This window comes from Coraliomargarita sinensis, from assembly GCF_003185655.1.
GTDB lineage: Bacteria > Verrucomicrobiota > Verrucomicrobiia > Opitutales > Coraliomargaritaceae > Coraliomargarita_B > Coraliomargarita_B sinensis.
This window is the reverse complement of the sequence record NZ_QHJQ01000006.1, coordinates 18,898-45,658: the sequence shown is the minus strand read 5'-3', so window position 1 is coordinate 45,658 and position 26,761 is coordinate 18,898. Positions and strand designations below refer to the sequence as shown.

The window sequence follows — 26,761 nt, the reverse complement described above, 5'->3', positions numbered from 1 at the left end:
AGAATAAAAGATAATAGCCTGACGCCCGTTGGGCGAGTTTTTCATCCCTGTGATGAGTCCCGGGATGCCGGCACGAAGCAGCGCATTTCCCCTGCAGAGGGAATTGCATTCCTGTTCACGCTGCCCGGGCAGTGGAGGCGCGGCTGTCCGATTAAGCTTCGTTAACGGGACATCCTGACGTATCGATGATACAAATACTAGTACATGACCTGAAGCGAGGTCAGGGCTTCCCGGTTGAGCTTTTCCTGGCGCTCTGCCATGGACGGATCGATCAGGTCTTCGTCGTAGCTGGGGATCATGGTCTTCATGCGCTCGTGGCACTCGCTTTCTTCCAGTTTTTGGGCGAAGCACTTCTTGATGATCTCGACGATGATGTTGGTGGAAACCGAGGCGCCCGGGGAGGCGCCCAGCAGGGCGGAGAGCGTGCGGTCCGCATCGGTCACCACCTCGGTGCCGAAGTGGACGATGCCGGCGTCGCCGTCTTCCTTCTTGATCGCCTGCACGCGGATGCCGGCGTCGATGAGGTCCCAGTCATCTTGCTTTGCGCCGGGGAAGAAGTTCTGCAGCTCCCCCATCCGGGTTTGCATGCTTTGGGTGCCTTGTTGGATCAGGTAGCGAACCAACGGAATGTTGCCGAGTCCGACCTTGATGAGCGAGCCGATGTTGTCGAAGCGGATGGAGCCGGGCAGGTCTAAGGCGCTGCCTTTTTCGTGGAGGAACTTGGTGGTCCAGGCGGCGTAGGGGCCGAAGAGAAGGGATTTCTCCCCGTCGATCACCCGGGTGTCCAGGTGCGGTACCGCCATGGTGGGGGCGGCCCCCGGGGACATGCCGTAGACCTTTGCGTTGTGCTGGTTGACCAGTTCGGGGTTTTTGGAGATGAGCCATTGGCCGCCGATGGGGAAGCCGCCGAAGCCCTTGGCTTCATCGATGCCCGACTTTTGCAGGAGCGGGAGGCTGCCGCCGCCGGCTCCGATAAAGACGAACTTAGCCTGGTTGGTAAAAGTCTTGCCGGCTTCGACGTTCTTTACTTCCACATCCCAACCACCCGCGGCGTTGCGCGTCAGATCGGTGACGCGGTGGAGGGTGGCATAGCCGCAGCCCTCCTGCTTACCCAGCCACTCGATCAGGTGGGTGGCCAACGCGCCGAAGTTGACGTCGGTACCGTGCGGCATCCGGGTCATGGCCACCGGTTCCTCCGGATCGCGGCCCTCGAGAATGAGTGGGGCCCACTCGCGGATCGTTTCGCGGTCCTCGGTGTATTCCATCTCGCTGAAGAAATGGTGCTTCGTCATCTGGCGGTGGCGCGAGCGCAGAAAGTCGACCTGCTCCTGACCGTAAACAAAACTGAGGTGGGGGACCGGGTTGATGAAGTCCTTCGGGTTTTGGATCATCCCGTTACGCACCGCGTAGCCCCAAAACTGGAGGGACTGCTCGAACTGATTGAAAATCTCGATGGCCTTGTCGACTTTGACCTCCCCGTCGGGACCATAGTCGGGCGTATAGCTGAGCTCGCAGAGCCCGGCGTGGCCGGTACCGGCGTTGTGCCAGCCGTTGGACGCTTCCATGGCGAGCTCTTCCGCAACTTCGTAAAGCTGGATCCGCAGGCGGGGATCCAACTGCTTGAGGACGGCACCGAGAGTGGCCGACATGATACCGCTTCCGATGAGAATGACATCGGGATTATCAATATGATTTTCGCTTTTCATTGTGTGTTCAGTTTATGGTGGGTGCTCGGTTAGCGGTAGCGGGTCGTTATTTTTAGTCGTAAAATAATATTTTAAATAGAGAAGTCGGTTTCACTTCTTGCGGTGCCGGAGATGACATCGGCAAAGCGGTCTCTCTGGGCGGCCCATGCCTCCTGCGCCTCCGGTTCATAGCGTTCGACCAGTGAGGAGTTCAGCACGATCTCGCGACCCTCCTGCAAATCCTTGATCGCGCCGTCATTCATCATCTGGACCAGAATGTTGCCCAGTGACGTGGCTTCCACCGGGCATGCAGCGACTTGCATGCCGAGCGCATTGGCGGTGAATTGGTTGAGCAGCTTGTCCTGGCAGCCGCCGCCCACGATGTGAAGCGTCTTCGGGGGTGTTTCCGTGTACTCGAGCAGTTTCTGCCAAACCTCGGCGTAACGCAGTGCCAGACTCTCGTAAATGCAGCGGATGATCTGGCCTTTGGTCTCCGGCACGGCTTGACCTGTCTTCTTACAGTATTGCTGAATTTTTTCCGGCATGTGGCCTTCTTCGACAAAGAGCGGGCTGTCCGGATCGATGAAGCTGCGGAATGGTTCCGCCTCTGCCGCGAAAGCAGCCATTTTGCTGTAAGCGATATCCTCGCCCGCGGCCCGCCAGTAGCGGCGGCTCTGCTGGATGAGCCAGAGACCGCAAATGTTTTTCAAAAAACGTATGGTGTTGCCGACGCCGATTTCATTGGTGAAACCGTCCGCTAGCGATTGCTCGTTGATGACCGGTTCGGGTAGTTCTAGCCCGAGCAGCGACCAGGTGCCACTGCTCAGGTAAGCCGGAGTGGCTGACTGGCTGGGAACGGCGGCAACGGCGCTGGCAGTGTCGTGGCCGGCCACGGTGATAACTTTGGTCCCGTTTAGGCCGGTTCTGCGGGCGACTTTTTCGCTCAGCCCGCCGAGCACGTGGCCCGGATCGCTGAGCTTTTTGAAAAGATGCTTCGGGAGGCCAAACTTTTCGATCAGCTCGTAATCCCAGTCGTTCTTCCTTGGATTGTAGAGCTGGGACGTACTGGCGATGCTGCGTTCCTGGACTTTTTTACCGGTGAGCCAGTAACCGAGGAGGTCGGGAATGAAGAGCAGGTCTTCCGCGACTTGCAGGCCCGAGTTCCGGCCTTCGACCTCTGAGAGTAATTGGTAGAGTGAGTTGAAGAACATGAACTGTATGCCCGTCGCCTCATAGATCTTTTCCTTTGGCACGATCTGTTCGGCCTTCTCCATCATGGATTGAGTCCGGCTATCGCGATAGAAGTAGGGGATGCCCAGGAGACGTCCGTCCTTATCCAGGAGGCCATAATCCACGCCCCAGGTATCGATGCCTAGGCTGATGACCGCATCGCCGTATCTGTCTGCGGCAATTCTCAGGCCATCCAGTATATTCTGGTAGAGTGCCGGCACATTGCAGTGTGAACCGCTGGGTAGTTCGAGGCCGATATTTTCGAATCGGTTGAGCTCATGCAGCTCAATGTGTTTTCCGTCGAACTCTCCGGCGAGGACACGTCCACTGCCAGCACCAAGATCGACTGCGAGATAAACTTTATTCTGACTCATGAAAGGGATAAAAACGGATTACCCGGCCACCGTGACGGAACAACCGGATGAAATCAATTTGCGAATGACCTCCGGGTCGGCTTCGTTGTCGGTAATGATACGCGAGAGCTGGTTGATGCCCGCGAAGAAATATTCCGAACGTTGCATCAGCTTTGTGGAGTCGATGAGCAGGATCACCTCCTCGGACATTTGCACGAGGTTTTCCTTGAAGACGGCCTGCTCTTCAAAGCCTTCCGCCGCACCTTGCACCGGGTCGAGGCCGACGCTGGAAACAAAGGCGCAGTTAATATTGTGTCGCCGCAGGGAGTGGTAGCTGTCCCCGCCGACGAAGGTCTGGGTTTTGGGATGGTAGCGGCCTCCGGTGGAAATAAGCTCGGTCTGTTCGTGGGCGATCAGTTGATCAATGACAGCGTAGGCATTCGTGACCACCCGGAAGGGCAGGTCGGGCAGGGAGCAAACCAGCTCAAAGACAGTGGTGCTGCTGTCGAAGGCATAGGTCAGCCCGGGTTGGATGAATTCGATCGCGGTCCGCGCGATGGCCCGCTTCTTTTCCACATGGATGGAGCGGCGCTCGGTAAAGGACTGCAGTTTCGGCCGGCCGTTGAGATTGCTTGCGCCACCGTGGATGCGCGTGAGCTGGCCGTTGTCGGCCAAAATCTGCAGGTCGCGGCGGATGGTTTCATCCGTCACCTGGAATTCCTCAGCCAGATCAATGGTACGGACGGTACCGCGCTCTTCCAGCAGGGTGAGAATCTGCTGCTGACGTTCGGGGGCTAACATTGCTCCAAAATCTGGATAATTTTGGGTTTATGCAAGAAATATGTTGACTTTAGGCCTAAAAAGTTGGTTTTTTAGCGCTGAATTCCAAATTTCTACGAATGGCTGCAGCAAACAACCCCTCTATCAATCGAGCCCAGATTGCCCAGCTTGTGCGTGAGAGTCTCCGTCGTCACGTGCAAAACGGTACTTCGCCCCAGGCGTCTCAGGGGCCCAATCCACTGGTGGTCAACATCAGCGCGCGTCACTGCCACCTTTCCCAGGAATCGGTCGAGACCTTGTTCGGCAAGGGGCACCAGCTGACCCCGAAAAAATGGCTGTACCAGGAAGGGCAATACGCGGCGGAAGAATCGGTCACGCTGATCGGCCCCCGGAGCCGGGTGATTTCCAATTTGAGAATTCTCGGCCCCTGCCGTGATTTCGACCAGGTCGAACTCGCCGCCACGGATGCGATTTCGCTTGGGTTCAAGGTGCCGGTGCGCAACTCCGGCGACATCGCCGGTACGCCGGGGTGCATGTTGATGGGGCCCGCCGGCTTTCTCGAGATGAACGAAGGCGTGATCCGCGCCGCTCCCCACGTGCACATGGCGCCGGAAGACGCCGCCTTCTACGGTGTGGAGAACAAGTCCTTCATGAAGCTCCGTGTCGGCGGCGATGTCGGCGTGACATTCGATCGCATCTTCGTGCGCGTCGACCCCTCCTTTAAACTGGAAGTCCATATCGACACCGACGAGGGCAATGCCTGCGGCTTCTCCCAGGACGTGCCCTGCGAATTGATCAAGTAACACCGAACATTGCCGCGTAAAAGGCTTCGCCTCACGCGGTTTCATTAGAAATTCCCAATAAAAAATCTCAAACCGCGTATCACGGATCCAGCATCCCGCATCGCATTTTCAATCAACACATCACACCAAACCACATACTATCATGAGTGAATCCATTGGATTAATCGAAACGAAGGGTCTCACCGGTTCCATTGAAGCCAGTGATGCCATGGCCAAGGCAGCGTCTGTCAGCCTGGTCAAGCAAGTCTCCATCGGCGGCGGTTTTTTGACCGTTCTCGTTAAGGGGGACGTTGGCAGCGTCAAAGCCGCCGTCGAAGCCGGTGCCGAAGCGGCCAACAATGTTGGCGAGCTCGTCGCCTCCCACGTGATCGCGCGCCCGCACGATGACCTTCTCAAATTTTTTGAAGCATAACTTTAACCGGAGAAATTATCATGGCAAAAGAAGCAATAGGAATGATCGAATGTAAGGGCTTTGTCGCCCTTATGGAAGCGAGCGACGCCGCTCTGAAAGCAGCCGATGTCACCATGACCGGCTGGGAAAAGATCGGCAGTGGTCTCGTGACCGCATTCTTCACAGGTAACGTTGCCGCGGTCAAAGCCGCGGTCGAAGCCGGTGCGGATGCCGGGGGACAGGTCGGCGAAGTGGTCGCGGTCCAGGTGATCCCGCGCCCGCACGATGACCTCGGTAAATTGGGAAGCTGGATTGGCTAGAGCGAAGCGATGCTTCGCAGTTAACCGGTTTTCGGTTCTCCAGTTATCAGTTTGATAATCGAGGAACTGAAAACGGAGCAACTGGTAGCTGAACAACTGAATTCTCCGAATTCGCATGAAAATTCTCGTCGCCAACCTCGGATCCACCTCCTTCAAGTATCGTCTTTTTGATATGGGCGATACCGAGGCCACGCTATTGGCCAAAGGCGGTTTTGAGCGCGTTTCCGAATATACCGCCTGTATCGGGGAAATGCTGGCAACTCTGAAGGCTGACGGGCATCTCGCCTCCGGGGACGACCTGGACGCGGTCGGTTTTAAGACCGTGCTGGGGAAGGACCTGAGCGGCTGTGTCGAAGCCGACGATCGGGTACTCGCGGCACTGGACGGATTCAAGGAAGTGGCCCCGGCGCACAACCCGGCCTACGCGGAAGGGATTCGCTGTTTCAAAGAAAAGCTGCCCGCGGTCACGCGGGTCGCCCTGTTCGAAACCGCGTTCTTTCAATGGGTCGATCCGGCGGCAACGGTTTATGCCATTCCGCAGTCCTGGCGGGAGCTCGGCATCCGGCGCTACGGCTTCCACGGGGCCAGCCACAAGTTCATCGCCGAGCGTTCGGCGGAACTTGTGGGTAACGATGCCGTGTTCGAACGTGCCCGCGGTCTCTATGTCGATGGGCCGAGCGACTATTCCGGCGATCCGCTCCGCGTGATCTCCTGCCACCTCGGTGGCAGCAGCTCGGTGGTCGGTATCAGAAACGGCGTCGCCATCGGTTCCAGCATGGGCTTCAGTCCGCAGAGCGGCCTTCCGCAGAACAACCGGGTGGGGGATCTCGATTCCATGGCGATCCCTTATGTCAACAAGATGCTCGGCTTGTCGATGGAGGAGGCGGAACGCCAGCTCAACAAGGAGAGCGGACTGCTCGGCTTGTCCGGTGTCAGCAATGATGCCCGCGACGTTCGCGAAGCTGCGGCCGAAGGCAACAAGGACGCCCAATTGGCGGTCGATGTGTTGATCGACAGTATCCGCCACTGGGCCGGTTCCTTTTACTTCAAGATGGGTGGTGCGGAAGTCATTTCCTTCACCGCCGGCATCGGCGAAAACGATGCCAATCTACGGGCCAAAGTTTGCGCCGGTCTGGAGGACCTTGGTGTCGTCATCGATCCCGCCGCCAACGATGCGACAGTCCGGGGGAAGGAAGGCATCATCAGCGCCCCCGAATCCAAAATCAAAGTCTGCGTGATCCCGGCCAACGAGGAGTTGGTCATCGCTCGCGAAGTTTACCGTTTTAAACAATCTCACTAACCAAAATTAAAAATATATTCATTCTTATAACTCAAAGCCGAAGGGCTTCGGCTACGAAAAGGACTCTCTCACATATCCCTTATCACTAAATCTCGAATCCCACTTCACGGATCCCGAATCTCATAACTTAACCCACAAAATATCATGGCAAAACAAGCAATCGGAATACTAGAAACCAAGGGCCTTATCGCTCTCGTCCAAGGCACGGACGCAATGCTCAAAGCAGCTAACGTCGAACTGACCGGCCCGATGAAGGGTGTTGGCAGCGCGCTCGTGAGCGCAGTCGTTACCGGAGACGTCGCGGCAGTGAATGCAGCGATCGAAGCCGGAGCCGAAACCGCAGGCCGCTACGGTGAAGTCGTCAGCGCCCATGTCATTGCACGCCCGCACGACGATACCGATATCGTGGTTCCCGGTGCGAAGGCAAAGCGCTCAACCGCATCCAAGTAACTTTTTCTCATGTATTTGGGTAAAGTCATAGGATCCGTCGTCTCAACCAAGAAGGACGACAGCATGCGGGGTCGAAAGCTCCTCCTGCTTCGTCCGATGTTGATCGACCCCGAGGACCCTTCGCGCTTCAAGCCCGGCGGTAACACCATCGTTGCCGTCGACACGCTCGGAGCCGGGGAGGGTGAACTCGTGATGTTTGCCCAAGGCAGTTCCGCCCGTCAGGCCGACGGACTCAAGACCATGCCGGTCGACGCGGCCATTGTCGGACTCGTTGATACCGTCAGCGTGCAGGGCAAGAAAACCTACGAAGCGAAGAATGGTTAAAACGATGCAAACAGGCGAGACGCCTGTTCCAAAAGAAAAGGAATTTAGATGAGTCAATTAAGTGAAGCCGCCATCCGCGATGTCGTCACCGAGGTATTGTCGTCACTGCAAACCCAATCGGTTTCAGCTTATGTCGCCCCTTCCGCGCCGAAATCGGTAGCGATCCAGGCCAGCGGGGCCAGGCACGGTGTATTCGAAGACGCCTCCAGTGCTGCCCGGGCGGCGCGCGGCGGTTTCGAGCAATTGAAGAAGCAGGGCTTTGCCGGTCGTGCCAAGGTGATCGAGATCGTGAAAACGATGTGTGCGGACCACGCCGACCGCTGGGGTAAAATCGAGTTTGAGGAAACCAAGATCGGTCGCCTCGACCACAAGATCGCCAAGCTGCACGGCATCAAGAACGTGCTCGGCACGGAGTTTCTTACGCCTTTCGGCATGAGCGGCGACGCGGGGATCACCATGGAAGAGTGTGCCCCCTGGGGTGTGATCGGCAGTATCACACCGGTGACCCACTCGGTACCGACGCTGGCCGGTAATGTCGTCAATATGGTGGCGGCCGGAAATGCAGTCGTCTTCAATCCGCACCCGGGTGGTGCCGCCTGTGCGGCCATCGCCATCCATGAATTCAACGAAGCGATCAAGGCGGCCACAGGGATTGAAAACCTGATCTGCACCGTGGAAAAACCTTCGCTGGATTCCTTTAACGAGCTCTGCGCCTCGGAGGATGTGGATCTACTTTGTATCACCGGCGGTCCGGCCGTGGTGGACGCGGCCATGAAGACTGGCAAGCGCGCGATTTGCGCCGGTCCGGGCAATCCACCGGTCGTGGTCGACGATTGTCATGCGCTCGACTTCGACAAGGTGGCCAAGGACATCATCCTGGGCGGTGGCTTTGACAACAATCTGCTCTGCATCGGCGAAAAACAAATTGTCGCCGTCGGCGACAGCTACAAAAAGACACTGGATGCGCTCAAGCGGAACGGAGCGGTGCTTCTCAACAAAACACAGCTCGAGGCGATCAAAAAAGAGGTCTTCGACTTTAAGGACGGTGACGGCGGTTGCTCGCACGCCGTGCTCAACCGCGAATACGTCGGTGCCGACCCCGTCAAGCTCGCCGCCATCGCCGGGCTGAAGATCGATCCCAAAGTGGAAATGCTCATTGCGGAAACCGAGGCGGACGATGTCTTCGTCGACGAGGAGCAGATGATGCCGCTTCTGCCAATTGTACGTGCCGGTTGTTTCAACGATGCCATCCGCATCGCCAAGGAGTCCGAACACGGCTACAAGCACTCCGCCATGGTGCATACCATGAACGTCGCCAACATGACAAAGATGGGGCAGGCCATGGATACCACGCTCTTTGTCAAGAACGGCCCCTGCGTGGCCGGTCTCGGAATGGGCGGCGAAGGCTACATTAGTTTCTCGATCGCAACGACCACCGGGGAAGGCATCACCACCCCGAAGACCTTTACCCGTTTCCGCCGCTGCGCCCTCGTGGACCAGCTCAACATCATCGGTTAATGCTGCACGCCCGCATAGACGGCTGGGCTACAGCCACCATCGCTCACCCGAGCCTCAAGGGACAGAAGATCGTCTTTTGCACGCCGGTGGATGAAAATGGCAAAGACGCGGGTATGCCTATCGCAGCGGTCGATCCCATCGGGGCGGGCCGGCATGCCAAAGTCTTTATCACCACGGACGGGTCCTGGACCCAGAATACCGTTCACGACGAAACCTCACCGATCCGCAACCAGGTGATCGGCATCCTCGACGAATCATGAAACCCGGACGCGTCATTGGCACAGTCACCCTCAGTCAGGGAGCCCCGCAGTTCCGCGGAGCCCGCTGGCTCTTGGTCAGTCCGATGGGGAAGGACGAGCTCAGCGGTAAAAACGCCGGACTCAGCCAGGCCTCCACGCCGGTCGTCTATGACAAGATCGGTGCTGGAGTCGGCGATGAGATCCTTTACGTGGAAGGCGCCGAAGCCACCCAGCCTTTTCCCGAGCCGATTCCTCTCGACGCTATCAACGTCGCGATACTCGACCACTACGCTTATGCGCCGCCGGCGTCCTCCTAACTCCCAACTTCTTTTTTCTAACTCCTTTTCAATATGAGCAAATTATATACCGCCAAAGACCTCGAGAAGATGATCGAGCAGGGCCAGTGCCTGAGCACGATTCCTGAGAATGCCAAGCTGACGCCGATGGCACGCGACATCATGCGCAAGCACCGGGGCAAGCCGGCTGCACCGTCTCTGGTTGTCTCCGGGGACAAGCCGAAGATTCACACCCCGGTCCTGCCGGATGCGGAATACAACTGGAAACCCGGCGGCGACCCACAGACTGCTGCCGAGTTGGAGAAGTTTTTCTACTCCCCGGAAATTCACGCCCTGAAGGAGCGCATCTGCCACATCGGTAAGCGCATCTGGAGCAAGGGCTACGTCGACGGCAACGGTGGGAACATTACGGTTCGGGTGGGGGACAACCTCGTTCTCTGCACGCCGACGCTGATTTCGAAGGGCTTCATGACGCCGGACGACATCTGCATGGTCGACCTCGATGGCAATCAGGTCGCCGGCACCCGTCCGCGTACGTCGGAGGTCAATACGCACCTCGGCATCATGAAAAACGAGCCCAAGGCCAAGTCCTGTGTGCACGCGCACCCGGTCTACGCCACCGCCTTCGCCGTGGCCGGAGTGACCCCGCCGTCCTGCCTTATTCCCGAGCCGGAAGTCTTTCTCGGCGAGATTGGTTTTGCCAGCTACCAGACGCCCGGGACCCCCGAGAACGCCAAGGAAGTCGGCCAACTGGCGAAGAAGCACCAGTCCATCCTTATGCAAAACCACGGTGTCATCTGCTGGGGCAAGGACGTCGAGGACGCCTACTGGAAAATGGAAAACACCGACGCCTTCTGTCATACGGTGACCGTGACCACGCAGATCGGCGGACCGAAGCAATACGGCCCCGACAAGCTCAAGGAATTGATTTTACTCCGCAAGAAGCTCGGCATGCCCGACCATCGTCTCGACGAACTCAAGGAATGCGAGCTCTGCGACGCGGGCGATTACACCGTGCATACCCAGCCGCAACCGGCAGCCTGCAGTTGCGGAACGAACAGCGCGCCCGCAGCCGGTGATGTCGACGAGGCCCTTGTCCAGAAGATCACCGACATGATTATGGAGAAACTCGCGTAGGGGCTTTGCTTGCGAAGCCCGCGAACACACGTAGTCACAGCGGAAGATACGGTACACCTCGCAAGCTTCACGGGTGGCACTAGCACCACCCCTACGATGCGAAATTCCCCGGAGCTCACCAACTGAAAACTAGAAAACTGATTTTTTATGAAAAAAAATCCCCCCATACGAGTCGCAGTCACCGGTGCTGCCGGTAACATTGGATATGCCCTTCTTTTTCGCATCGCTTCCGGACAGATGTTCGGGCCGGACCAGCCGGTGGCGCTGAATTTGATCGAGATCGAGCCGGGTATGGACGCGCTCAAGGGCGTGGCCATGGAGCTGGATGACTGTGCCTTCCCGCTGCTGACCGAGGTCGTGCAGACTTCCGACCTCAGTGAAGGTTTCAAGGATGTCGACTGGGCGCTGCTTGTCGGTTCGGTGCCGCGCAAGCAGGGGATGGAGCGTGCCGATCTGCTTGGCATCAATGGCAAGGTCTTTGTCGGGCAGGGCAAGGCCATCAACGACCACGCGAAGAAGAGCGTACGCGTCGTGGTGGTGGGCAACCCCTGCAATACCAACTGCCTGATCGCGATGAAGAGCGCGCCGGATATCCCCGACGAGCAGTTCTTCGCCATGACCCGTCTGGACGAGAACCGGGCCAAGACTCAACTGGCCCAGAAAGCCGGGGTGCCGGTGCAGGAAGTGACCGAGCTCTGCGTCTGGGGCAATCACAGCCCGACCATGTTCCCGGATTTCTACAATACGAAGATTTCCCGGCAAAAGGCCACCGATGTCATTACCGACGAGGACTGGCTTAAAAATACTTTCGTTCCGACTGTGGGCAAGCGCGGCGCCGCCATCATTGCGGCCCGTGGTGCTTCTTCGGCTGCGTCCGCCGCCAATGCGGTTGTGGATACGGTATGTGATTTGAACACGCCGACGCGCGGTGGCTTCCACAGTGTCTGCGTCCTCTCCAAGGGCGAGTATGACACCCCGGCCGGCATCATTACCTCGCTGCCGATCAAAGTGGACGCTGTGGGCAACTGGCGGGTGGTCGAAGGGATTCAACTCAACGACTACGCCAAAGCGCAGATCAAGGCCTCCAATGATGAACTGCTGGAGGAGCGCAAGGTCGCCTTCGGGCAGCTTGGGTTGAGCGTTTAATCGCACAGCTTTCGTCGCATCGGTCGGTAAGGCCGATGATCCACACATGCGGTTTTGCCTGCGCCTTTCATCTGGTACGCGCCATGATTAGAAGTCGTTTCGGTTTTGCCCACCTTTCCTACTGAATGATGGCGGATTCAACAACTCCCCTTGAGTTTTAAGCGGCAACGAGCATCGTTTTTGCAGTGTTACGTTTTCTCGTATTTTTTCTTTTCGTACAGAACGCGCTGCTAGCCGCGTTTGTCATCGAGGGCAGGGTCGATTCGGTGGATCCCGAGGCCAGGACCTTTGCAGTACAGGTTTTGAAGTCGGCGAGCACGGAGGTGGCGACCGGTGAAAAGCAGAGCTTTCGCGTCAGTCGCGGTGATCTCGAGATCGGCTATGTCGGACGGCGGATCCGCGCGAACGCAAACTTCTACAACAAGGCCTGGCATTTGGAGCAGGTCTTTCCATTGGACGGCGAAGGGGCGAATGAGGTTCGGCTGGTCAACCGCATCCTGCACCGTGAGACCGAAGCGATGGGGCGGGGAAAGTATCTACGGGAAGGCGACCGCATACCGAACTTTGGCATGATCGATCAGCACGGCGCATTCGTTCAGATCGAGGATCTGCGTGGACATCCCTTTGTGCTGAATTTTATTTTTACCCGCTGCCAGGCGGCCAAGATGTGCCCGGCGTCCAGCTCCAAGATGGAGAAACTCCAGGAGGCGGCACGGGGCGCGGGCCTGGACGATTTGCACTTTGTGACGATTAGTTTCGATCCGGCGTTTGATTCTCCGGGAACGCTTCGCAGCTACGGGAAGGGCTATGGAGTGGAGTTCGATAATTTCCATCTGCTCACGATGAACCAAGAGGTGGTCGACGATCTGCTCCGTCAGTTTGCCATCATGACAATCGAGGAGGACGGCACCATCAACCATACCATGGCGACCCTGCTGGTCGATGCGACGGGTAAGGTTGCCTACCGCGAAGAAGGTCCTTCGTGGAAAGTAGCCGGATTCCTTGAAGCGGCGAAGAAACTCTGAGCGGATCGGATTAAGTCATTTGGAGAGTGGACATTATTGTCCACCCACGCGTGCAACGAGGACAGGAATGTCCTCGCTCCAATTACTCAGCTAAACTCTTAATTCCGTTCCTCAAGACTTCAGCCGCACGCTCAATGCGTGACTGGCGGGGCGCTTCGAACCTTTGGGGCATCGACTGGAAGGCGATGCGGGCTTTGCAAGCAAAGCCCCTACAGTTTTTTGATTCCCGCAGCCAGCACTTCGGCCGCCTGCTCGATGGCCTCGCCGTCGTGCGCGGAGCAGAGGAAGCAGGTTTCGTAAGCCGAAGGCGGCAGATACACTCCGTGATCGAGCGCGTAGTGGAAGAGCTTACTGAAATGATCGGTGGTGCTACCAGTGGCGTCGTTGAAGTCACGAACAGGGGCTTCGTTGAAGAAGAGGGAAAACATGGAGCCAACTTGGGGGATCTGCAGTGCGATTCCTTTTGCCTTGGCGGCATCGAGGAGAGCATCGCGGATCTGTGCGCCCAGCTTTTCCAGTGTTGCGTAGGGATTGGTCGCCTTGAGCTTTTTCAGTGAAGCGATTCCCGCCGCCATGGCCAGCGGGTTGCCGCTGAGCGTGCCGGCTTGATAAACGGGACCGAGCGGGGCCAGGTGGTCCATGATTTCGGTCTTTCCGCCGAGCGCACCGACCGGCAGTCCGCCGCCGATAATCTTGCCCATGGCGGTGAGGTCGGGCGTGATGCCGACCCGCTCCTGAACCCCGCCCAGAGCGACGCGGAAGCCGGTCATGACCTCGTCGAAGATGAGCACGGTACCGTTGCCGGTGCAGAGTGTCCGCAGAGATTCGAGATACCCTTCGTCCGGAAGGATGAGCCCGCAATTGGCCGGGTAGGGTTCGACAATGATGGCGGCAATGTCCTCACCGTGTTCGGCAAAGGCTTTCTCCAGCCCGTCCACATCGTTGTAATCGAGCACAATGGTTTCGGCGGCGAAGCCCGCAGGGATGCCCGCGCTGTCCGGATTACCAAGGGTGAGGGCGCCGGAACCGGCCTTGACCAAGAGTGAATCGACGTGGCCGTGATAGCAGCCGGCAAACTTGATGATCTTGCTGCGACCGGTGTAGCCACGGGCCAGACGGATGGCCGACATGGTAGCCTCCGTGCCGGAGTTACACATGCGGACCTTCTCAACCGAAGGGACCAATTCGACGATGAGTTCCGCCATCTCGACCTCGTAAGGGTTGGGCGTGCCAAAGCTGGTTCCATTTTCCAGGGCTGCGGCCACGGCCTCACGGATATCCGGATCGTTATGTCCGTGGATGGCCGGCCCCCAGGTGCAGACGAAATCGATCAGTTCCCGGTCGTCGGCCGTCGTCAGGTGCGCGCCCTTTGCCGATTTGGTAAAGAATGGCGCACCGCCGACGGAACGAAAGGCACGGACCGGAGAGTTCACCCCGCCGGGCATGAGTTGCTGGGCGCGTTCGAAGAGATCTTTCGAAGGTGGATGGGTGTTGGTTGCTGGTTGAAAGTTGGCCATGCGGCTACTCTCAACAATCAACTTCCACCTCTCAACTCTCAACTCACATATTTCTGGACGATCGGGATCCGTCGTCCGATACCGAAGGCGAGCGGGGTGGTTTTGAGTCCCGGGGCGGCCTGCTTGCGCTTGTATTCGTTCAGATCGACCTTCCGCACGATGTCGTCGACGACTTCCCGCTCGTAACCTTTCGCCACGATCTCGGCGCGGGAGAGGCCTTCTTCGACATAAAGCCGCAGGATGCCGTCCAGGACGGGATAAGCGGGGAGCGAGTCTTCATCTTTCTGGTCGGGCCGAAGTTCGGCGGAGGGGGGCTTTTCGATGGTGTTGACCGGAATGAGTTCGCGACCGGCATCGGCATTGATGTGCCGGGCGAGGGCGTAAACTTTCATCTTCGGCAGGTCCGAGATTGCGGCGAGTCCACCGCACATGTCGCCATAGAGCGTGCAGTAGCCGACGGAGATCTCGCTCTTGTTGCCGGTGGTGAGGAGCAGGGCGCCGAGTTTGTTCGACATGGCCATCAGCAGCAGGCCGCGGGTGCGGGCCTGAATATTCTCTTCGGTCACATCTTTGGCCCGGTCGCCGAAGAGCGGGGCGAGGGCCGCTTCCGAGGCGGCAACGCTTTCCGCAATGGCGACTTCGTGGTACTCGATGCCCAGGTTCTTGGCCAGTGCGGCGGCATCGTCGCGACTGTGCTGGCTGGAGATGGAGGAGGGGAGCGCGATGCCCGTAACATTCTCCGGTCCGAAAGCTTCAACGGCCAGGGCGCAGACCACCGCCGAGTCGATGCCTCCGGAGAGACCGATGAGGGTTTTCTTGAAACCGCTTTTGTGGGCGTAATCACGAAGGCCGAGAACCAGCGCTTTTTGCGTGGCGGCATTGCCCTTGAGGTTGAATTTTTCGGAGAAATAAGGTTCCGGCTTCTCCAGGTTGATGAGACAACTTTCCGAGTCGAAGGCGGCGAGACCGGCAATCAGGCCGCGCTCGGGGTCGACGACCAGACTGCCGCCATCGAAAATCAGCTCATCATTCCCTCCAACGGCATTACAATAGACGGCCGGGCACTTGCAGCGGGAAGCTGCGTCCTGGACCAAAGGCTCACGGGCTTCGTTCTTGCCCTCGTGCCAGGGGCTGGCGGAGAGGTTCAGCAATAAGTCGATTTCCTGAGTCGCCAAATCGGCTACCGGGTCGTCGCAGTAACGGCGACTGGTCGGGATGTCACTATGGGTCCAAATGTCTTCGCAAATGGTGATGCCGATTTTCCGGCCCTGCCACTCGATGACACTGGGCCCTTCGGCCGGCTCAAAATAGCGCTCTTCATCGAAGACGTCGTAGTTCGGCAGTAACGACTTGCGGGCGATGTGTTGCACCTCGCCATGTGAACACCATGCCGCCGCATTGTAGTAGGGCCGGCCCTTGCTGCCCTTGGGACGGCTTTCGACAAAGCCAACCACGGCGGGGACTTCTGTTGTCTGGGTGGCAATCTCTTTCAGGGTCGCCTCCGTGTTCGAAACGAACCGGCTCTTGAAGAGGAGGTCTCGGGGTGGATAGCCGCAAACCGCCAGCTCTGGAAATACGACGAGTTCGGCACCCAGTTCGGTAAGTTGCCGGTAGGCATCGAGGATAAGTGCTTTGTTGCCGGAAAGGTCGCCGACGGTGGTATTGATTTGAGCGATGCCGATTTTCATATGGAAATTAAACAATTGTTTGATTTGGCGACTTGCAAAGATGGACTTTCAGAAAATACTGCCGTCAGTGCGTCCGATGCGACACTACTATTTTGTCATGATTCGAGAATTCAAGATAATCAGTCTAGTCCTTGCCAACTTTGCGGCCGGTGCGCTCGCAGCTTTTGCCGCGGAGGCTTCTTCTAAAGAAGCGCCTTCGCCTGATGTCTCCGGGCCCATGCACCTGAGCGTCGAGGACGTGATTGAGCGGGTAAAAGGTCAAAATCTGGAGCTTCTGATTCAAAAGGAGAATGTGCGGCGCGCCCTGGAGCAGGCCTACCAGCGTCGGGCGGAGTTGCTACCGCAGTTCGGCCTGCGGGCCCAACAAATGCGCACGCAATTGGGTCGGGGGTTTGCGGGAGCCAATACGAATTCGCCCCCGTTCAACTCTTTCGGTTCCCGTATCGAGGGCAGTCTCAGCCTGATTGATGCGGAACGCTATGCCGATTTCCGTATCGCCAAGTTGTCGCATGCGATCGAACAGCTCGATTACGAGGTTGCGGTGCAGGATCTTCTCGATCAGGCCATATTACTCTATTTCACGCAGTTGCGTGACATACGGCGCATTGAAATTTTCCAGGGTAACCTTGAGCGGGAACAGCGCCTGCTTGATTTGGCGCAGCAACAATTCGACGCCGGCGTCGCGGTAAAAATCGATGTGACCCGTGCAGAAGTTCGACTTGCCACGGTGAAACGTTCGCTCATGGAAGCGGAAACCGCAGCCGACGACTCGATACTGCAACTGAAGAATCTATTGGATATCGATCTGAATACGGAAGTTGTCCTTGATCGATCGTTGGTGGATGGGGTCAAGTCGCCGCCGGCACTGAAGCGCTACGGTCTAATGGCCGACCTCACCGAGTTGCGACCGGAACTTCAAAGCCAGGAATTGCAACTCGACCAGGCTAAGTTGGCGAAAAGGGCGGTCACCTGGCAACGCCTGCCCTCGCTTGAGCTCTTTGCCGATTGGGGTTACGACTCGAACGAGGCTTTCGATGGCGAGGAAGGCGAAGCCTGGATGGTGGGCATCGAAGCGAGTATCCCCATCTGGGAAGGCGGCCGCATTGCAGCGGAGAGTCGTGAAGCCCGGGCGGCGGTTCGCCAGAACGAATACGCCACCCGTCAGCTGCGTAATGAAATCGAGCGCCAGTTCAAATTTGCCATGCTCGATATGGATTCACGCTACGCGCAGATCGAGATTGCGCGGGACGAGGTTCGACTGGGCAAAGATGAGGTCGACCAGGCCCGCGAGCGCTACAACGAAGGCCTCGCAGACAACCGAGAGCTGATCGATGCCCAACAGCGTCTGGCTGATGCGGAAAGCAGCCACTTGCGGGCAATCTATCTATATGGACTCAGTCGTTTGTCCTTTGCCCGGGCGATTGGCTCCGTTGAGCGGGTTTTGGAGTAAGAATTGCATATATTGCAGGGGAACCTGCCTTATTCTTAGGCAGATAGGACGCTTTGCTTGACTCGATTCGAAAGGGGCAACAGAAAGGCGGGAACTTTCTTGCGAACGTATTGTTTGTGTGCATTTCGCCCCATTTGACATGTTTTTTTTCCGCCCCCTTGTTTCTTGTCTGCTCATTATTTCTTTTCTGACTTCCGCCCATGCGGAAGAAGTCACGAACGAGAAGGCGCTCAAATATCATGAGTTGCTCTTAAAACGGCCGGACTCCGAAGTCATTTTTACCCGATTCTATGATGAATGGTTGGCTTCCGCAAGTATTCAGGAGTTGGAACAGTTTCTTCTATCCAATGCCGAATCAGGGGGTGCGCGCGATTGGCATGTACTTGCAGTATTCTATCTCGAGCGGGGTGAAGAAGGAATGGCTCTGGAGGCGTATCAATCCGCAACAGAACTGGCACCGGAGGATGGGGAGCTTTGGCTCAGTCGTGCCAAGTCGGCCAAGGCACTACAGGATTACGAGCAAGCATTAAATAATTTGGAGCGGGCACTCAACTGTGAGTTGGATGAATCACAGATGCTCGAAGCAAAGCGCCTGAAGGGCAGTTGTCTCGCGCTCTCCGGCAGCACCAAGGAGGCCGACCTCATCTGGCGTGAACTTTTGAAGGATTTCCCCGACGATCATGAGCTGATGGAGGACCTGATCGATTTGCAGATTAGCGAAGGGATGCTGGAGGAGGCACTGAGAACCGCGCTCAAACTGGTCGACTCCACCAGCGACCCTTATCAGAGAGCACTCTACCAGATTGATGTCGGCGAAATTTACGTCCGGCAGGAAGACCGTTCCAAAGCGCAAACTCACCTCAGCGACTTGCTGGATAAAGTCGGGGCCGGTTCATGGCTGGAGAAAGAAATCCTAGCCCAGCTGGATTTGGTCGTTGCCGGGATGAATGATTTGAATGCGGCTCGAAGCTTTTACCGTGAATTGAGCGAGCGATACCCGCAACGGGTCGAAGTCTGGAAACGTAGCATTCAAGCGTTGGCTGCCAGTGGTGACGTGGATACGGCCATCGAACAGTATCAAGAGCTACTGCGGTTGACGCCCGGTGATCGTCAAAACCACGAAGCGTTTGTTGATTTTCTTGAGCGCAGTGATCGTTTGGAACGTGCGGTCGAGAGTAGCCGGAAACTTTGCGAACTCTACCCTGAAGATGCAGAATTGCGCCTGAAGCATGCCTCTCTTGTCGACCGAAGCGGCGACCGCGAAGCGCTGCTCGATACGCTTCAATCCTACGAAAAATTGCTCGGGAGCACTTCGAGCGAACGCTTACAGGTGGCTCAAGTTTTTGACCAGTTCGGTTTTTATGACCAATCCGGGCCGATTTATAAATCACTCGCTGAGGCGAATTCGGAAGACGTCGAGTCGGTGGAAAATTATGCGGTCTGGCTCTTTGGGCGTGGGAAGAATGAAAAGGCCATCGACCTCCTGGAGTCCATGGCTGCCGATGTCGGCCGTGAAGACCTTATTCGTATTGCACGTACTCTGGTAAGCGAATCTCTGGGAGAGAGGGCTTATGAGCTCCTGAAATCACGTCTCAATGATTTTAAGACCGATTCACTCTATCTTCAGGAATTAAGTAATCTCGCGATGTCCCAGTCCGTACCGGAGCAAGCGCTCGGTTGGGTCCGCACCCTTGTCTTGAAGGCTGAGACTGCGTTTGAGTTGAGCTCAGCATTGAATTTGGCGGTTAGTATTATTCAGCGCGCGGAAGAGGTGGATAACCTTCTGGATGAGTTTGAATCGAGCGATTCGCTTAAATTACAGGAGCTCTGTCTGAAGGCTCATCTGGAGTATGTCAGCGGGGACAGTTTATCGGTTGATGAAACCGTTGAGCGGATTCGTAAGGTTGGAGGCGTTATTGCTTATTCCGAAGTTTCCCGAATTTTAGAAATGCAGGGGCGTCTGGATGAATCCGTTGAAGCCATGGAGTCGCTCATTGCGATGGATGCCGGCAAGAATCCGCTCAACCTGCGTCGAATTGTCGGCTTGCTGCAGCAACTGGGCGAGTGGGATCGTGCGATTGAGTACGTCGATAGCTGGAAGGCGCTTACCCCTGGCGATTCCAAAGTATGGTTACAGGAGGCCGATCTGCTTGAGGCGGCAGGCCGGAATGACGAAGCGATCCAGCAGATGCGGCGGGGATTATATAAATTCGAGGACGATCTGGACCTGACTTTGCGCCTGGCGGCTCTGCATCAGTCAGCAGGCGAATATGCAGAGGCGGCACGCATCTACTGGCGACTGTTTAATCAGGAAGAAAAGGATTCGGAGCGCCTGCGCTGGATGCGTGAATTGGCCAGGCTCAACCTCCAACGGGGCACGACGGATCAACTCATTGAAAAGTTGAACACCATGCGCAAGCAACAGAGGGAATCCGTCTTTCCTCTGCTGGCCCTGGCTGAAGTCTACCGGGAGAGCAACCTTACGGACCAGTACCGTGAGAGCTTGATGCAAGCCTCCAATTTGCAGCCCGACAATCCTGAGCTTCTCCGGCAGGTGGCCGCATTGCATGAAAACTACGGTGACCTGGAAGCCACGGAAGAAGCGCTACAGCGTTTGGTTCGAATCGATGACGACAGTGCCAATGTGAATACGCTGTCCGCGTTTTATCTCAGAATGGGGGAAACGGAAAAAGCGTATGACCTTATCTTCCAATCGGCTCCTGCCGGCGGGCACTCAGCCAGAGAGCTTGAGTCGATCATCGACTCGCTGGCTGGAGCGAGGGAGTGGGAGATTGCCCTGAAGCAAGCGCAGGAGGCGGTGGCGAAACATCCGGATGACTGGAGACTGGGCTACTTGCTGGGCGTTTGTCTGGAGGCGACCGGACAGGATGAGAAGGCATTTGAAAAATGGTTGAGCTTATTAAGCCCTCAGCAGGAATTAATCGGCTTACCGCAACCGCCGCAGGGCAGACAACGGGTTTATTATGGTTACAATGCCCGATTCCTGCAACGGGAAGGAAGTGAAGCTGCCAAAATATTATTTCAGAGTAACCAGACGTTTTCCTACCTGAATCAGAATTCACACCGCAGTCACGGCTATGGCATGGGGCTCTCCGGCTTCGGGATGCCGCAAATTTTCCTGCCGAACGACCGGGAAACTCTCCGTGACATGTGTGCGCTGCAGATGAGTGCGCTGGTTGCCGAGTGGGATGAGGGGCAACGGAGTGAAGCCATTCAGGCGATGCGTCGTGCCGGCCTGGATTGTGCGCCAATCCTGATCGCGCTTGGCGGCGGGCGTTCCTCAAATTCCATACCGGTGCGGTTGCTGAAATACGTCGAGGAAAATCCGGAAGATGCGGAAGCCTATCCGCTACTGATGGGCTATATCCACCGGGGCTCTTTTATTCCCGAAAAGATTTTAGAACGTGGTTACGACAGCTATATGGATGAAAACCCAGCGGTCGCTTCCGAGTTTGCATTGGCTTTGCTCATGCGCGAACCGGAAAAGGGGGAACGTTACGTCGATCACATCATCGAATATGTCAGCTTTGAGGACCAGGAGTCGATCGGGCATAGTAGCCAACTATTGCTACGGCTGCTTTCTCCTGCTTACGGCAACACAGGTCGAAATGCGGGTGTGGTTGAATTAAGCGACGCGCAGATGCAAAAACTCAAAGAACGGGTCGAAGCCTTTTACTACAGCGAAGACGCAACGTCGACCGATCGACAAAAAGCACAGCTGGCGATGATGGGGTTCAATGTGCTCGCGACACTTTATCTCAATCAGGGCACGACAGAGGAATTGATCGGGGTCCTCGAAGAACAGCTTACGCGTCTCGAAAATCTGGCGAATACTGCACCCGGTTCCGCTTACAGTTCCTATTACGGCTACCGCAGGCATCACAGTAACCTGCAGTTACAACTGCCTGCCTTTGAGGAGGCATACCTTGAATTGGCAAATCCGATGATTAGCCGCTTTCTGGCTAAGCCGGGGACCATAAGTCCCGGTTATCCAGGTGCTGCCCTGGCGGCTGATGATTGGCGTGATTTGGATTTGATCTCCCATGTCGAGGCATTCAGCCGTCCGGAACTCAAGTTGCTCGTATATTGGATGGCAGAGGACATCGAGAATTGTGATAAAATGTTCGACGAACTGGTCTCGGACAATCCCGACCCGAACCAACTCTTTGTCTATGCAACCTGGCTGTATGGTCAAAAAGAAGACAATAAGGCAGCAGTTCAGACTCTCGAGCAGGCTTTAAAACACCCGGAGGCACGGGCTTCCCGATCCCGTTATGAACAAGCGATTGTCGCGGTGGTTCTGGATATGGTTCGAAAAGAGGATCTGGACTCCATCGACGAGGATGTTCTCGAGTCGGCACGCAGCGCGGCACTGCGGCTTCGCAAGACGGTTACTATACGCAGCCATCAACTTCAGTATTACGCGGACGTATTGAATGAACTGGGACTTGAGGATGAAGCCGAGCGTATCATCAAAGGGCCAAGCTCCGGCATGGGATTTGCCATGAGTTCCATGTCCCATCTTGGCTACTCCCATGGTTCGTCACGAAGATCCAACCCTATGGATCGCATAACCGAGCTTGCCGGTAGCGGCAAGAAAGCGGCAGCGGCGAGCGAAGCGGTTCGTGAAGTCCGACGCTTGATCCAGCAAGCCAATCATTACAATCCGCCACGTCTGAAGCAGGTTGTGCAGCGCATTACCGGGGCCAGACTCGAAGACGAAGTTCTCAATCGCTTTGATCCAGGAGAGACAAAGTCACGCCGACGGATGGAAACGTATGCGATGATTCTCGAGCAATTCGAACGTCGCGATGAGGCCAGGCAAGTCTGGGAAAGATTGGCTGAGTTGCGACCGGAAGAGCCGCAGTATCAACTTGAATTGATTCTATTCCTCAAAAGTGAGGAACGTCTGCAGGCGATCCGTAAGCTTACTGAGGTGGATTCCGTCTATCAGGACGAAATGGGGGACTGGATTGTCAAGAAGATGAATTACTCCCAGCGAAATCAGGATTTGGAAACATGGATGGCATTGCTGGAACTCACCGTCACCTATCTCGAAGAACTCGATCCGGAATTTGAAGATTATCGCAACATCGACTGGGCACCTCACTATGCTGTCAACGTAGGTTCTTCGGTTTATCTCGGGCGGATGAGCTTTTCCGACCTGCTGCGGCCGAATCGAAATAGCCGTAGGGGCGATGAAGATAAGAGGGATTTTCGCCGTGAGCATTTTGTCAGGCTCATTGAAGGCATGCAGCGGCATCCGCAACTTTCAGAAGAGGCTTTCATCCTCCGATACGCCTTTGATACCGCTCAGGAAAAACCGATTAAGCAGTCCTTGTATGAACCGCTCGCGCTGCAAGCCATCGAGAACGATGTGAAAGTCGGTGCGACGTCATTCAGGCAAATTTATTATGGCGGGTCGTCCAACCGCTGGTCTTACACTTTCCAGGGAAGGCATACCTACGGTGGTCGCAGCGTGGAGAATGAAGTGCCACCTTTTGTCTACTTGATGCAGCTATACCAGAAGGATGAAGACAAGGGTGTCTCACGACTGGAAAAGCTTCACGATATCGTGGTTGAAGGAGACCCCGAGCTGGCCGCCTCAATCAAGGAATATGTGAAGCTCATTGGAGTGGATGATGCTGAATTTACTGAATCATGCGTGGAATGGTGTCGTGAGGCCACTTACATTTATGGAGCGAACCAGGATAAACTGAATATCCTTCCATTCCTAATCGAAGCACGGGGGATGGAAGGCGAGGCCTTGCTGAACTTCATCAAGCGAATTCAAGTACCTCTGCTCGCTCAGCAAAACACCGGTCACATTAATCAAGTTATCGGTAGAATCGCTGATATGATGGACGGGGTGGAAGACTTTCAGCTGGTGGGACAATGGTTGGAATCGATTACGACCGAGTACCTCGGGCCGAAAGATAATTGGCAGGAATTTATCCGCCGCTGGGGATGGACCAACCAGTATTACGGCGGCAATCATCCGAGTTATAAAATCCGCATGCTGCGTCAGGTCTTGGCCAATATCGCGAAGGAGAACCCCGAGCTGGCGATTACGGTATTCCGCTTTACGAAAAAACATGAAATCGGAATCCAGAGTTATGCTCTGAACGAACTTAGAAACGAACTCAGCGAGGGCTTTGATAGCGTAGAAGCCGCGATGGGCTGGTGCCGAAACCAGGGCTTGTTCGGTTCGATCGAGGACTTTGATACGCTCATCATTCTGGACGAGCAGGTGTTCCGGAATCAATCCGGGGCGGCCGGGCCGGGACAAATTCCATTACTACCGCCCAATCGAAGTGCATCGATCTACGAACGTGCATTGAGTCGTATCACGTTTACTGGTGAGGATAAAAAAGATAAGCGTAAAGCTTTCATCAAGGAGCTGAAGAAGGGGGATTTCAGTGAGACGTTTCTGGCGGCTATGCTGGAAGGGAGCTCAGGCAAGGATACCGCAATCAAGGTGCTGGAAGGAAAGCTTGATGCGGTGCGTGCGATGTCTGAAAGGGAACAGGTTGAACTGGCTTACCTATATCAATTTTGGTTCAAGGAATCGATTGCCGGCAAGGAAGCAAATCCGGCGCTGCATCTGGTTCAGTCGCGGTTGCTGGATTCCCTGGAGAGCGAAGTTACCGCTTATCTCGAGGGGGACGTACCGGTCGATCAAAATCAGATTTATAACGAGCGCCAGCAGGTACAAAAATGGCTGTCCAACATGCTTGTCGATGACATGTCGACCTGTGCCAAACTCTACAGCAAGTGGACAGAGAGAAGCGAAGAGGCCTTTCGTTTACGGATGAACCAGAGCCAGTCCCAGATTATGAGCAACAATCGCTCGTTGATTTATCAGGCGATACAACCATTCCGGAATTCTTCGGAGGGGCTTGGGCCGTCGATCCGCTTCATTGCCGCAATCATACAAGAGGGCTCGGGGGACAGCTTCGGTGATATCAATTACATGACCAACCAGATCCGCGAAGGCTGGCGTCCGGCATTTGATGATTATGAAAAGAAGGCAGCCAAGTCAGGGAATAAGGAGTATTCGGCCTTTGTTCCCATGATGCTGAGTGAGTTTGACAAAATGTGGGAGACTGATGTTGAGGCCCAATTTGCCGCCTTAACGCTCTGGTCGTATGCGATGGAGCGTATGCGGTTGGGCGATGATGAACTTGAAGATCTGGCCTCCTGGGCATCGGAGATTCCGGCGGATGCTTCGCTGTCGCACCGTGTTTTTGCCGCGGCAGTGATCGCGAAGGCCTCTTCCGGGGACAGCGAAAACAAGGAAGGTGCGGATCGAATGGTCACATTGCTCGGTTCGGATGAAATCAACATAGAGCTGCGCACGGATTTCTGGAGGAGCATCTCCCGGAGCGATATACGCAATTGGTTGGAAAAGAATCCTGATTTAAACAGACTGTATGTGAGTGACCTCCAGGCATTTCTCGAGGCTGGTCACGAACCGCTCCGTCAGGACTTTCTCAACAACCTGGCTCACCTTGCTACTATGGACATGGTTGAAGAGAGCCGGGATGCCCATGCCGAATGCTTTGCCTATTTGGTCGATAACATTCCGAAGGCTTATGGGCAGGGCGACCGCAACGAGATGAAGCGATATTTGGACGCCCTGGCCAAGATGGCACTCAAACTTAAGGACCTCGAGGCTGCCAAGTCACTTGTAGGAAAACATTACTGGGCTCTCGAGGGGAATAGCATCCTCTTTGTGGAGATGATCCGGGCGGGCGAATATCGTGATGCGTTAAGACTGATGCCGAATGCCTTCGATTTTGATTTGGACAGCAGTATTCGCTATGATGTTAGCCTTCATGAGAATCTCGTTCCGTTTCTGGAGGAGGTCCCTAACGAAAACCTGCGATTCCGCGCGAAAGCGGCGCTGCATCTGGTTCGCGATGACAATGACCTGAAGAAAACCGAAATTCCAAAGCAGAAAGAACGCGCCCGTAGCTTGATTCAGGGCCTTGAACTCGGCGATTCGCGCTTGGATGCTGAGCTTTTGAATGAAATTGTTCGGATTGTTTCCGATTCTGAGCTGACCATGGCGCACATCGAAAAGGCGGTCGGCGGACTGGACCTGAGGGAAGTGATTCGGCAGGCACACGACCATTCTTTTGGACGCACTCAGCCGGCCCGGGCAGAGCTGGATCTGCTCGAGGAGTTTATCAAGCATGAGATGGGATCAGGCAACATTGATGCCTTGACGAATCAGGTACGCGGCTTGGTCGGCCACATGGGAGACCGGTATGTCCAACGCTATTTCAAAACATACAACAATCTGTATGAGGACCATTTGAAGAACGTGCTGGGCCGGGCTGACCGGAGCGCATTGATCGAGTTGTCTTCGCTTGCTGAAATCATGCTTAATCTCGCGTTCAGTGATGAATCAACCAGTCGCGAGGTGTTGCCATATTTCAACTACCTGCTGACAAGGATGGCCAAGGACTTGGCTTCGACTGCCAATGAAAATTTGCCCGATACCACGATTGAGCGCCTTCAAAAACTGAAGGAAAAATGGGAAAATCCGGAAAAGATTTTCTCTCTGGTCGATGATATGGCCGGTGGTGGCAGCGGTAAGAAGCAAAGTAGAACCCGGCAGGAGATTATTTCCCTGATGCTGGCCGACAAAGAATATATCAAAACAGTTTGGTCGACATCAGCCGATGCCTTAACGGAAGGGCTGGATTATTCTTCCCGTTATGAAAATACTGATATTACAGCCGTCGTTTCGGACTTACCGATGAAGAACCATCCCCGGGAACCGTGGCTGGCGATGATTCTGGCAAATGCCTACCTTGAGGGGCGTGACGATGAGTATCAAGAAGCCAGAAAATGGTATAACCATGCCATCGAAACTTCGGAAAAATATCCTGAGCTGGAAGACGTATCCAGTGAGGCAGCCTTGCAGTTGGCAAAAATTGCTGCAGATAAGGATAAGGACAAGGAGGCCGCACTGAAATACCTGGAACAAGTCTCACCGGAGTCTCTCTCAAAAAAGATGCAGGGTGAAGTTGAGCGCTTGAAAGAAGAACTAACTACTGTTTCGGTAGTCGAATAGCCC

The 26,761-nt window shown here is 55.7% G+C and carries 19 protein-coding genes; 14 read left to right on the top strand and 5 right to left on the bottom strand.

Translation table 11 applies throughout. The annotated features are described in order from the left end of the window. Window positions 1-197: 197 nt before the first annotated feature. The 3 genes from mqo to DDZ13_RS09350 form a co-directional block, all read right to left on the bottom strand. Window positions 198-1,706: a malate dehydrogenase (quinone) gene (gene mqo, locus DDZ13_RS09360; protein ID WP_110131197.1), complete on the bottom strand. Its 1,509-nt coding sequence runs from the start codon at window positions 1,704-1,706 to the stop codon at window positions 198-200. A 71-nt stretch (window positions 1,707-1,777) separates the two neighbouring features. Continuing rightward, on the bottom strand, window positions 1,778-3,289 hold the full coding sequence (locus DDZ13_RS09355; protein ID WP_110131196.1) for a rhamnulokinase: 1,512 nt from the start codon (window positions 3,287-3,289) through the stop codon (window positions 1,778-1,780). Window positions 3,290-3,307: 18 nt separating this feature from the next. Then, a complete protein-coding gene (locus DDZ13_RS09350) occupies window positions 3,308-4,069 on the bottom strand; it encodes a DeoR/GlpR family DNA-binding transcription regulator (protein ID WP_110131195.1) in 762 nt (253 codons plus the stop codon). A gap of 98 nt (window positions 4,070-4,167) precedes the next feature. On the opposite strand from DDZ13_RS09350, the gene pduL reads away from it, so the two are divergent. From pduL to DDZ13_RS09290, 12 genes are all read left to right on the top strand, one after another. Further along, a complete protein-coding gene (gene pduL, locus DDZ13_RS09345) occupies window positions 4,168-4,851 on the top strand; it encodes a phosphate propanoyltransferase (protein WP_110131194.1) in 684 nt (227 codons plus the stop codon). A 142-nt stretch (window positions 4,852-4,993) separates the two neighbouring features. Further along, window positions 4,994-5,263 (top strand): BMC domain-containing protein, encoded by a 270-nt coding sequence (locus DDZ13_RS09340; protein WP_146209315.1) that lies wholly within the window; start codon window positions 4,994-4,996, stop codon window positions 5,261-5,263. Window positions 5,264-5,283: 20 nt separating this feature from the next. Next, complete coding sequence (locus DDZ13_RS09335; RefSeq protein ID WP_110131192.1) at window positions 5,284-5,562, top strand: BMC domain-containing protein; 279 nt, start codon at window positions 5,284-5,286, stop codon at window positions 5,560-5,562. A gap of 115 nt (window positions 5,563-5,677) precedes the next feature. Continuing rightward, complete coding sequence (locus tag DDZ13_RS09330; RefSeq protein WP_110131191.1) at window positions 5,678-6,862, top strand: acetate/propionate family kinase; 1,185 nt, start codon at window positions 5,678-5,680, stop codon at window positions 6,860-6,862. A gap of 144 nt (window positions 6,863-7,006) precedes the next feature. Then, complete coding sequence (locus DDZ13_RS09325) at window positions 7,007-7,312, top strand: BMC domain-containing protein (RefSeq protein WP_110131190.1); 306 nt, start codon at window positions 7,007-7,009, stop codon at window positions 7,310-7,312. Between the two features lie 9 nt (window positions 7,313-7,321). Beyond that, a complete protein-coding gene (locus DDZ13_RS09320; RefSeq protein WP_110131189.1) occupies window positions 7,322-7,636 on the top strand; it encodes a EutN/CcmL family microcompartment protein in 315 nt (104 codons plus the stop codon). A gap of 48 nt (window positions 7,637-7,684) precedes the next feature. Continuing rightward, window positions 7,685-9,154 carry an aldehyde dehydrogenase gene (locus tag DDZ13_RS09315; protein ID WP_110131188.1) on the top strand — a complete coding sequence of 490 codons (1,470 nt, stop codon included), beginning with the start codon at window positions 7,685-7,687 and terminating at the stop codon, window positions 9,152-9,154. Continuing rightward, window positions 9,154-9,414, top strand: a complete 261-nt coding sequence (locus DDZ13_RS09310; protein ID WP_110131187.1) for a EutN/CcmL family microcompartment protein — start codon at window positions 9,154-9,156, stop codon at window positions 9,412-9,414. Before DDZ13_RS09315 ends, DDZ13_RS09310 begins: the two co-directional genes overlap by 1 nt. Then, window positions 9,411-9,710 carry a EutN/CcmL family microcompartment protein gene (locus DDZ13_RS09305; RefSeq protein ID WP_110131186.1) on the top strand — a complete coding sequence of 100 codons (300 nt, stop codon included), beginning with the start codon at window positions 9,411-9,413 and terminating at the stop codon, window positions 9,708-9,710. Before DDZ13_RS09310 ends, DDZ13_RS09305 begins: the two co-directional genes overlap by 4 nt. A gap of 33 nt (window positions 9,711-9,743) precedes the next feature. Beyond that, the gene (locus DDZ13_RS09300) at window positions 9,744-10,826 is read left to right on the top strand and encodes a class II aldolase/adducin family protein (protein WP_110131185.1); all 1,083 of its coding nucleotides are present in this window, start codon (window positions 9,744-9,746) and stop codon (window positions 10,824-10,826) included. A gap of 147 nt (window positions 10,827-10,973) precedes the next feature. After that, window positions 10,974-11,972, top strand: coding sequence for a malate dehydrogenase (locus DDZ13_RS09295; protein ID WP_110131184.1), 999 nt, complete (start codon window positions 10,974-10,976; stop codon window positions 11,970-11,972). A gap of 185 nt (window positions 11,973-12,157) precedes the next feature. Next, a complete protein-coding gene (locus tag DDZ13_RS09290; RefSeq protein ID WP_110131183.1) occupies window positions 12,158-12,997 on the top strand; it encodes an SCO family protein in 840 nt (279 codons plus the stop codon). 209 nt (window positions 12,998-13,206) lie between these two features. Here the strand turns inward: DDZ13_RS09290 and hemL are convergent, their stop codons facing one another. Both hemL and DDZ13_RS09280 read right to left on the bottom strand, forming a co-directional pair. After that, window positions 13,207-14,514 carry a glutamate-1-semialdehyde 2,1-aminomutase gene (hemL, locus tag DDZ13_RS09285; protein WP_110131182.1) on the bottom strand — a complete coding sequence of 436 codons (1,308 nt, stop codon included), beginning with the start codon at window positions 14,512-14,514 and terminating at the stop codon, window positions 13,207-13,209. A gap of 38 nt (window positions 14,515-14,552) precedes the next feature. Then, window positions 14,553-16,202 carry an NAD+ synthase gene (locus tag DDZ13_RS09280; protein WP_110131181.1) on the bottom strand — a complete coding sequence of 550 codons (1,650 nt, stop codon included), beginning with the start codon at window positions 16,200-16,202 and terminating at the stop codon, window positions 14,553-14,555. A 76-nt stretch (window positions 16,203-16,278) separates the two neighbouring features. Between DDZ13_RS09280 and DDZ13_RS09275 the strand changes: the two genes are divergently transcribed. Beyond that, window positions 16,279-17,652, top strand: a complete 1,374-nt coding sequence (locus tag DDZ13_RS09275; RefSeq protein WP_158279862.1) for a TolC family protein — start codon at window positions 16,279-16,281, stop codon at window positions 17,650-17,652. 139 nt (window positions 17,653-17,791) lie between these two features. After that, window positions 17,792-26,758 (top strand): tetratricopeptide repeat protein, encoded by an 8,967-nt coding sequence (locus DDZ13_RS09270; RefSeq protein ID WP_110131179.1) that lies wholly within the window; start codon window positions 17,792-17,794, stop codon window positions 26,756-26,758. The last annotated feature ends 3 nt before the right edge of the window (window positions 26,759-26,761 follow it).

What these genes read in the sequence shown, in the direction of transcription:
- mqo (WP_110131197.1), bottom strand. Translation starts at nt 1,706, where the DNA reads ATGAAAAGCGAAAATCATATTGATAATCCCGATGTCATTCTCATCGGA.
- DDZ13_RS09340 (WP_146209315.1), top strand. Translation starts at nt 4,994, where the DNA reads ATGAGTGAATCCATTGGATTAATCGAAACGAAGGGTCTCACCGGTTCC.
- DDZ13_RS09275 (WP_158279862.1), top strand. Translation starts at nt 16,279, where the DNA reads ATGCGACACTACTATTTTGTCATGATTCGAGAATTCAAGATAATCAGT.
- DDZ13_RS09325 (WP_110131190.1), top strand. Translation starts at nt 7,007, where the DNA reads ATGGCAAAACAAGCAATCGGAATACTAGAAACCAAGGGCCTTATCGCT.
- DDZ13_RS09305 (WP_110131186.1), top strand. Translation starts at nt 9,411, where the DNA reads ATGAAACCCGGACGCGTCATTGGCACAGTCACCCTCAGTCAGGGAGCC.
- DDZ13_RS09330 (WP_110131191.1), top strand. Translation starts at nt 5,678, where the DNA reads ATGAAAATTCTCGTCGCCAACCTCGGATCCACCTCCTTCAAGTATCGT.
- DDZ13_RS09350 (WP_110131195.1), bottom strand. Translation starts at nt 4,069, where the DNA reads ATGTTAGCCCCCGAACGTCAGCAGCAGATTCTCACCCTGCTGGAAGAG.
- hemL (WP_110131182.1), bottom strand. Translation starts at nt 14,514, where the DNA reads ATGGCCAACTTTCAACCAGCAACCAACACCCATCCACCTTCGAAAGAT.
- DDZ13_RS09320 (WP_110131189.1), top strand. Translation starts at nt 7,322, where the DNA reads ATGTATTTGGGTAAAGTCATAGGATCCGTCGTCTCAACCAAGAAGGAC.
- DDZ13_RS09270 (WP_110131179.1), top strand. Translation starts at nt 17,792, where the DNA reads ATGTTTTTTTTCCGCCCCCTTGTTTCTTGTCTGCTCATTATTTCTTTT.
- DDZ13_RS09300 (WP_110131185.1), top strand. Translation starts at nt 9,744, where the DNA reads ATGAGCAAATTATATACCGCCAAAGACCTCGAGAAGATGATCGAGCAG.
- DDZ13_RS09295 (WP_110131184.1), top strand. Translation starts at nt 10,974, where the DNA reads ATGAAAAAAAATCCCCCCATACGAGTCGCAGTCACCGGTGCTGCCGGT.
- DDZ13_RS09335 (WP_110131192.1), top strand. Translation starts at nt 5,284, where the DNA reads ATGGCAAAAGAAGCAATAGGAATGATCGAATGTAAGGGCTTTGTCGCC.
- DDZ13_RS09280 (WP_110131181.1), bottom strand. Translation starts at nt 16,202, where the DNA reads ATGAAAATCGGCATCGCTCAAATCAATACCACCGTCGGCGACCTTTCC.
- DDZ13_RS09310 (WP_110131187.1), top strand. Translation starts at nt 9,154, where the DNA reads ATGCTGCACGCCCGCATAGACGGCTGGGCTACAGCCACCATCGCTCAC.
- DDZ13_RS09355 (WP_110131196.1), bottom strand. Translation starts at nt 3,289, where the DNA reads ATGAGTCAGAATAAAGTTTATCTCGCAGTCGATCTTGGTGCTGGCAGT.
- pduL (WP_110131194.1), top strand. Translation starts at nt 4,168, where the DNA reads ATGGCTGCAGCAAACAACCCCTCTATCAATCGAGCCCAGATTGCCCAG.
- DDZ13_RS09315 (WP_110131188.1), top strand. Translation starts at nt 7,685, where the DNA reads ATGAGTCAATTAAGTGAAGCCGCCATCCGCGATGTCGTCACCGAGGTA.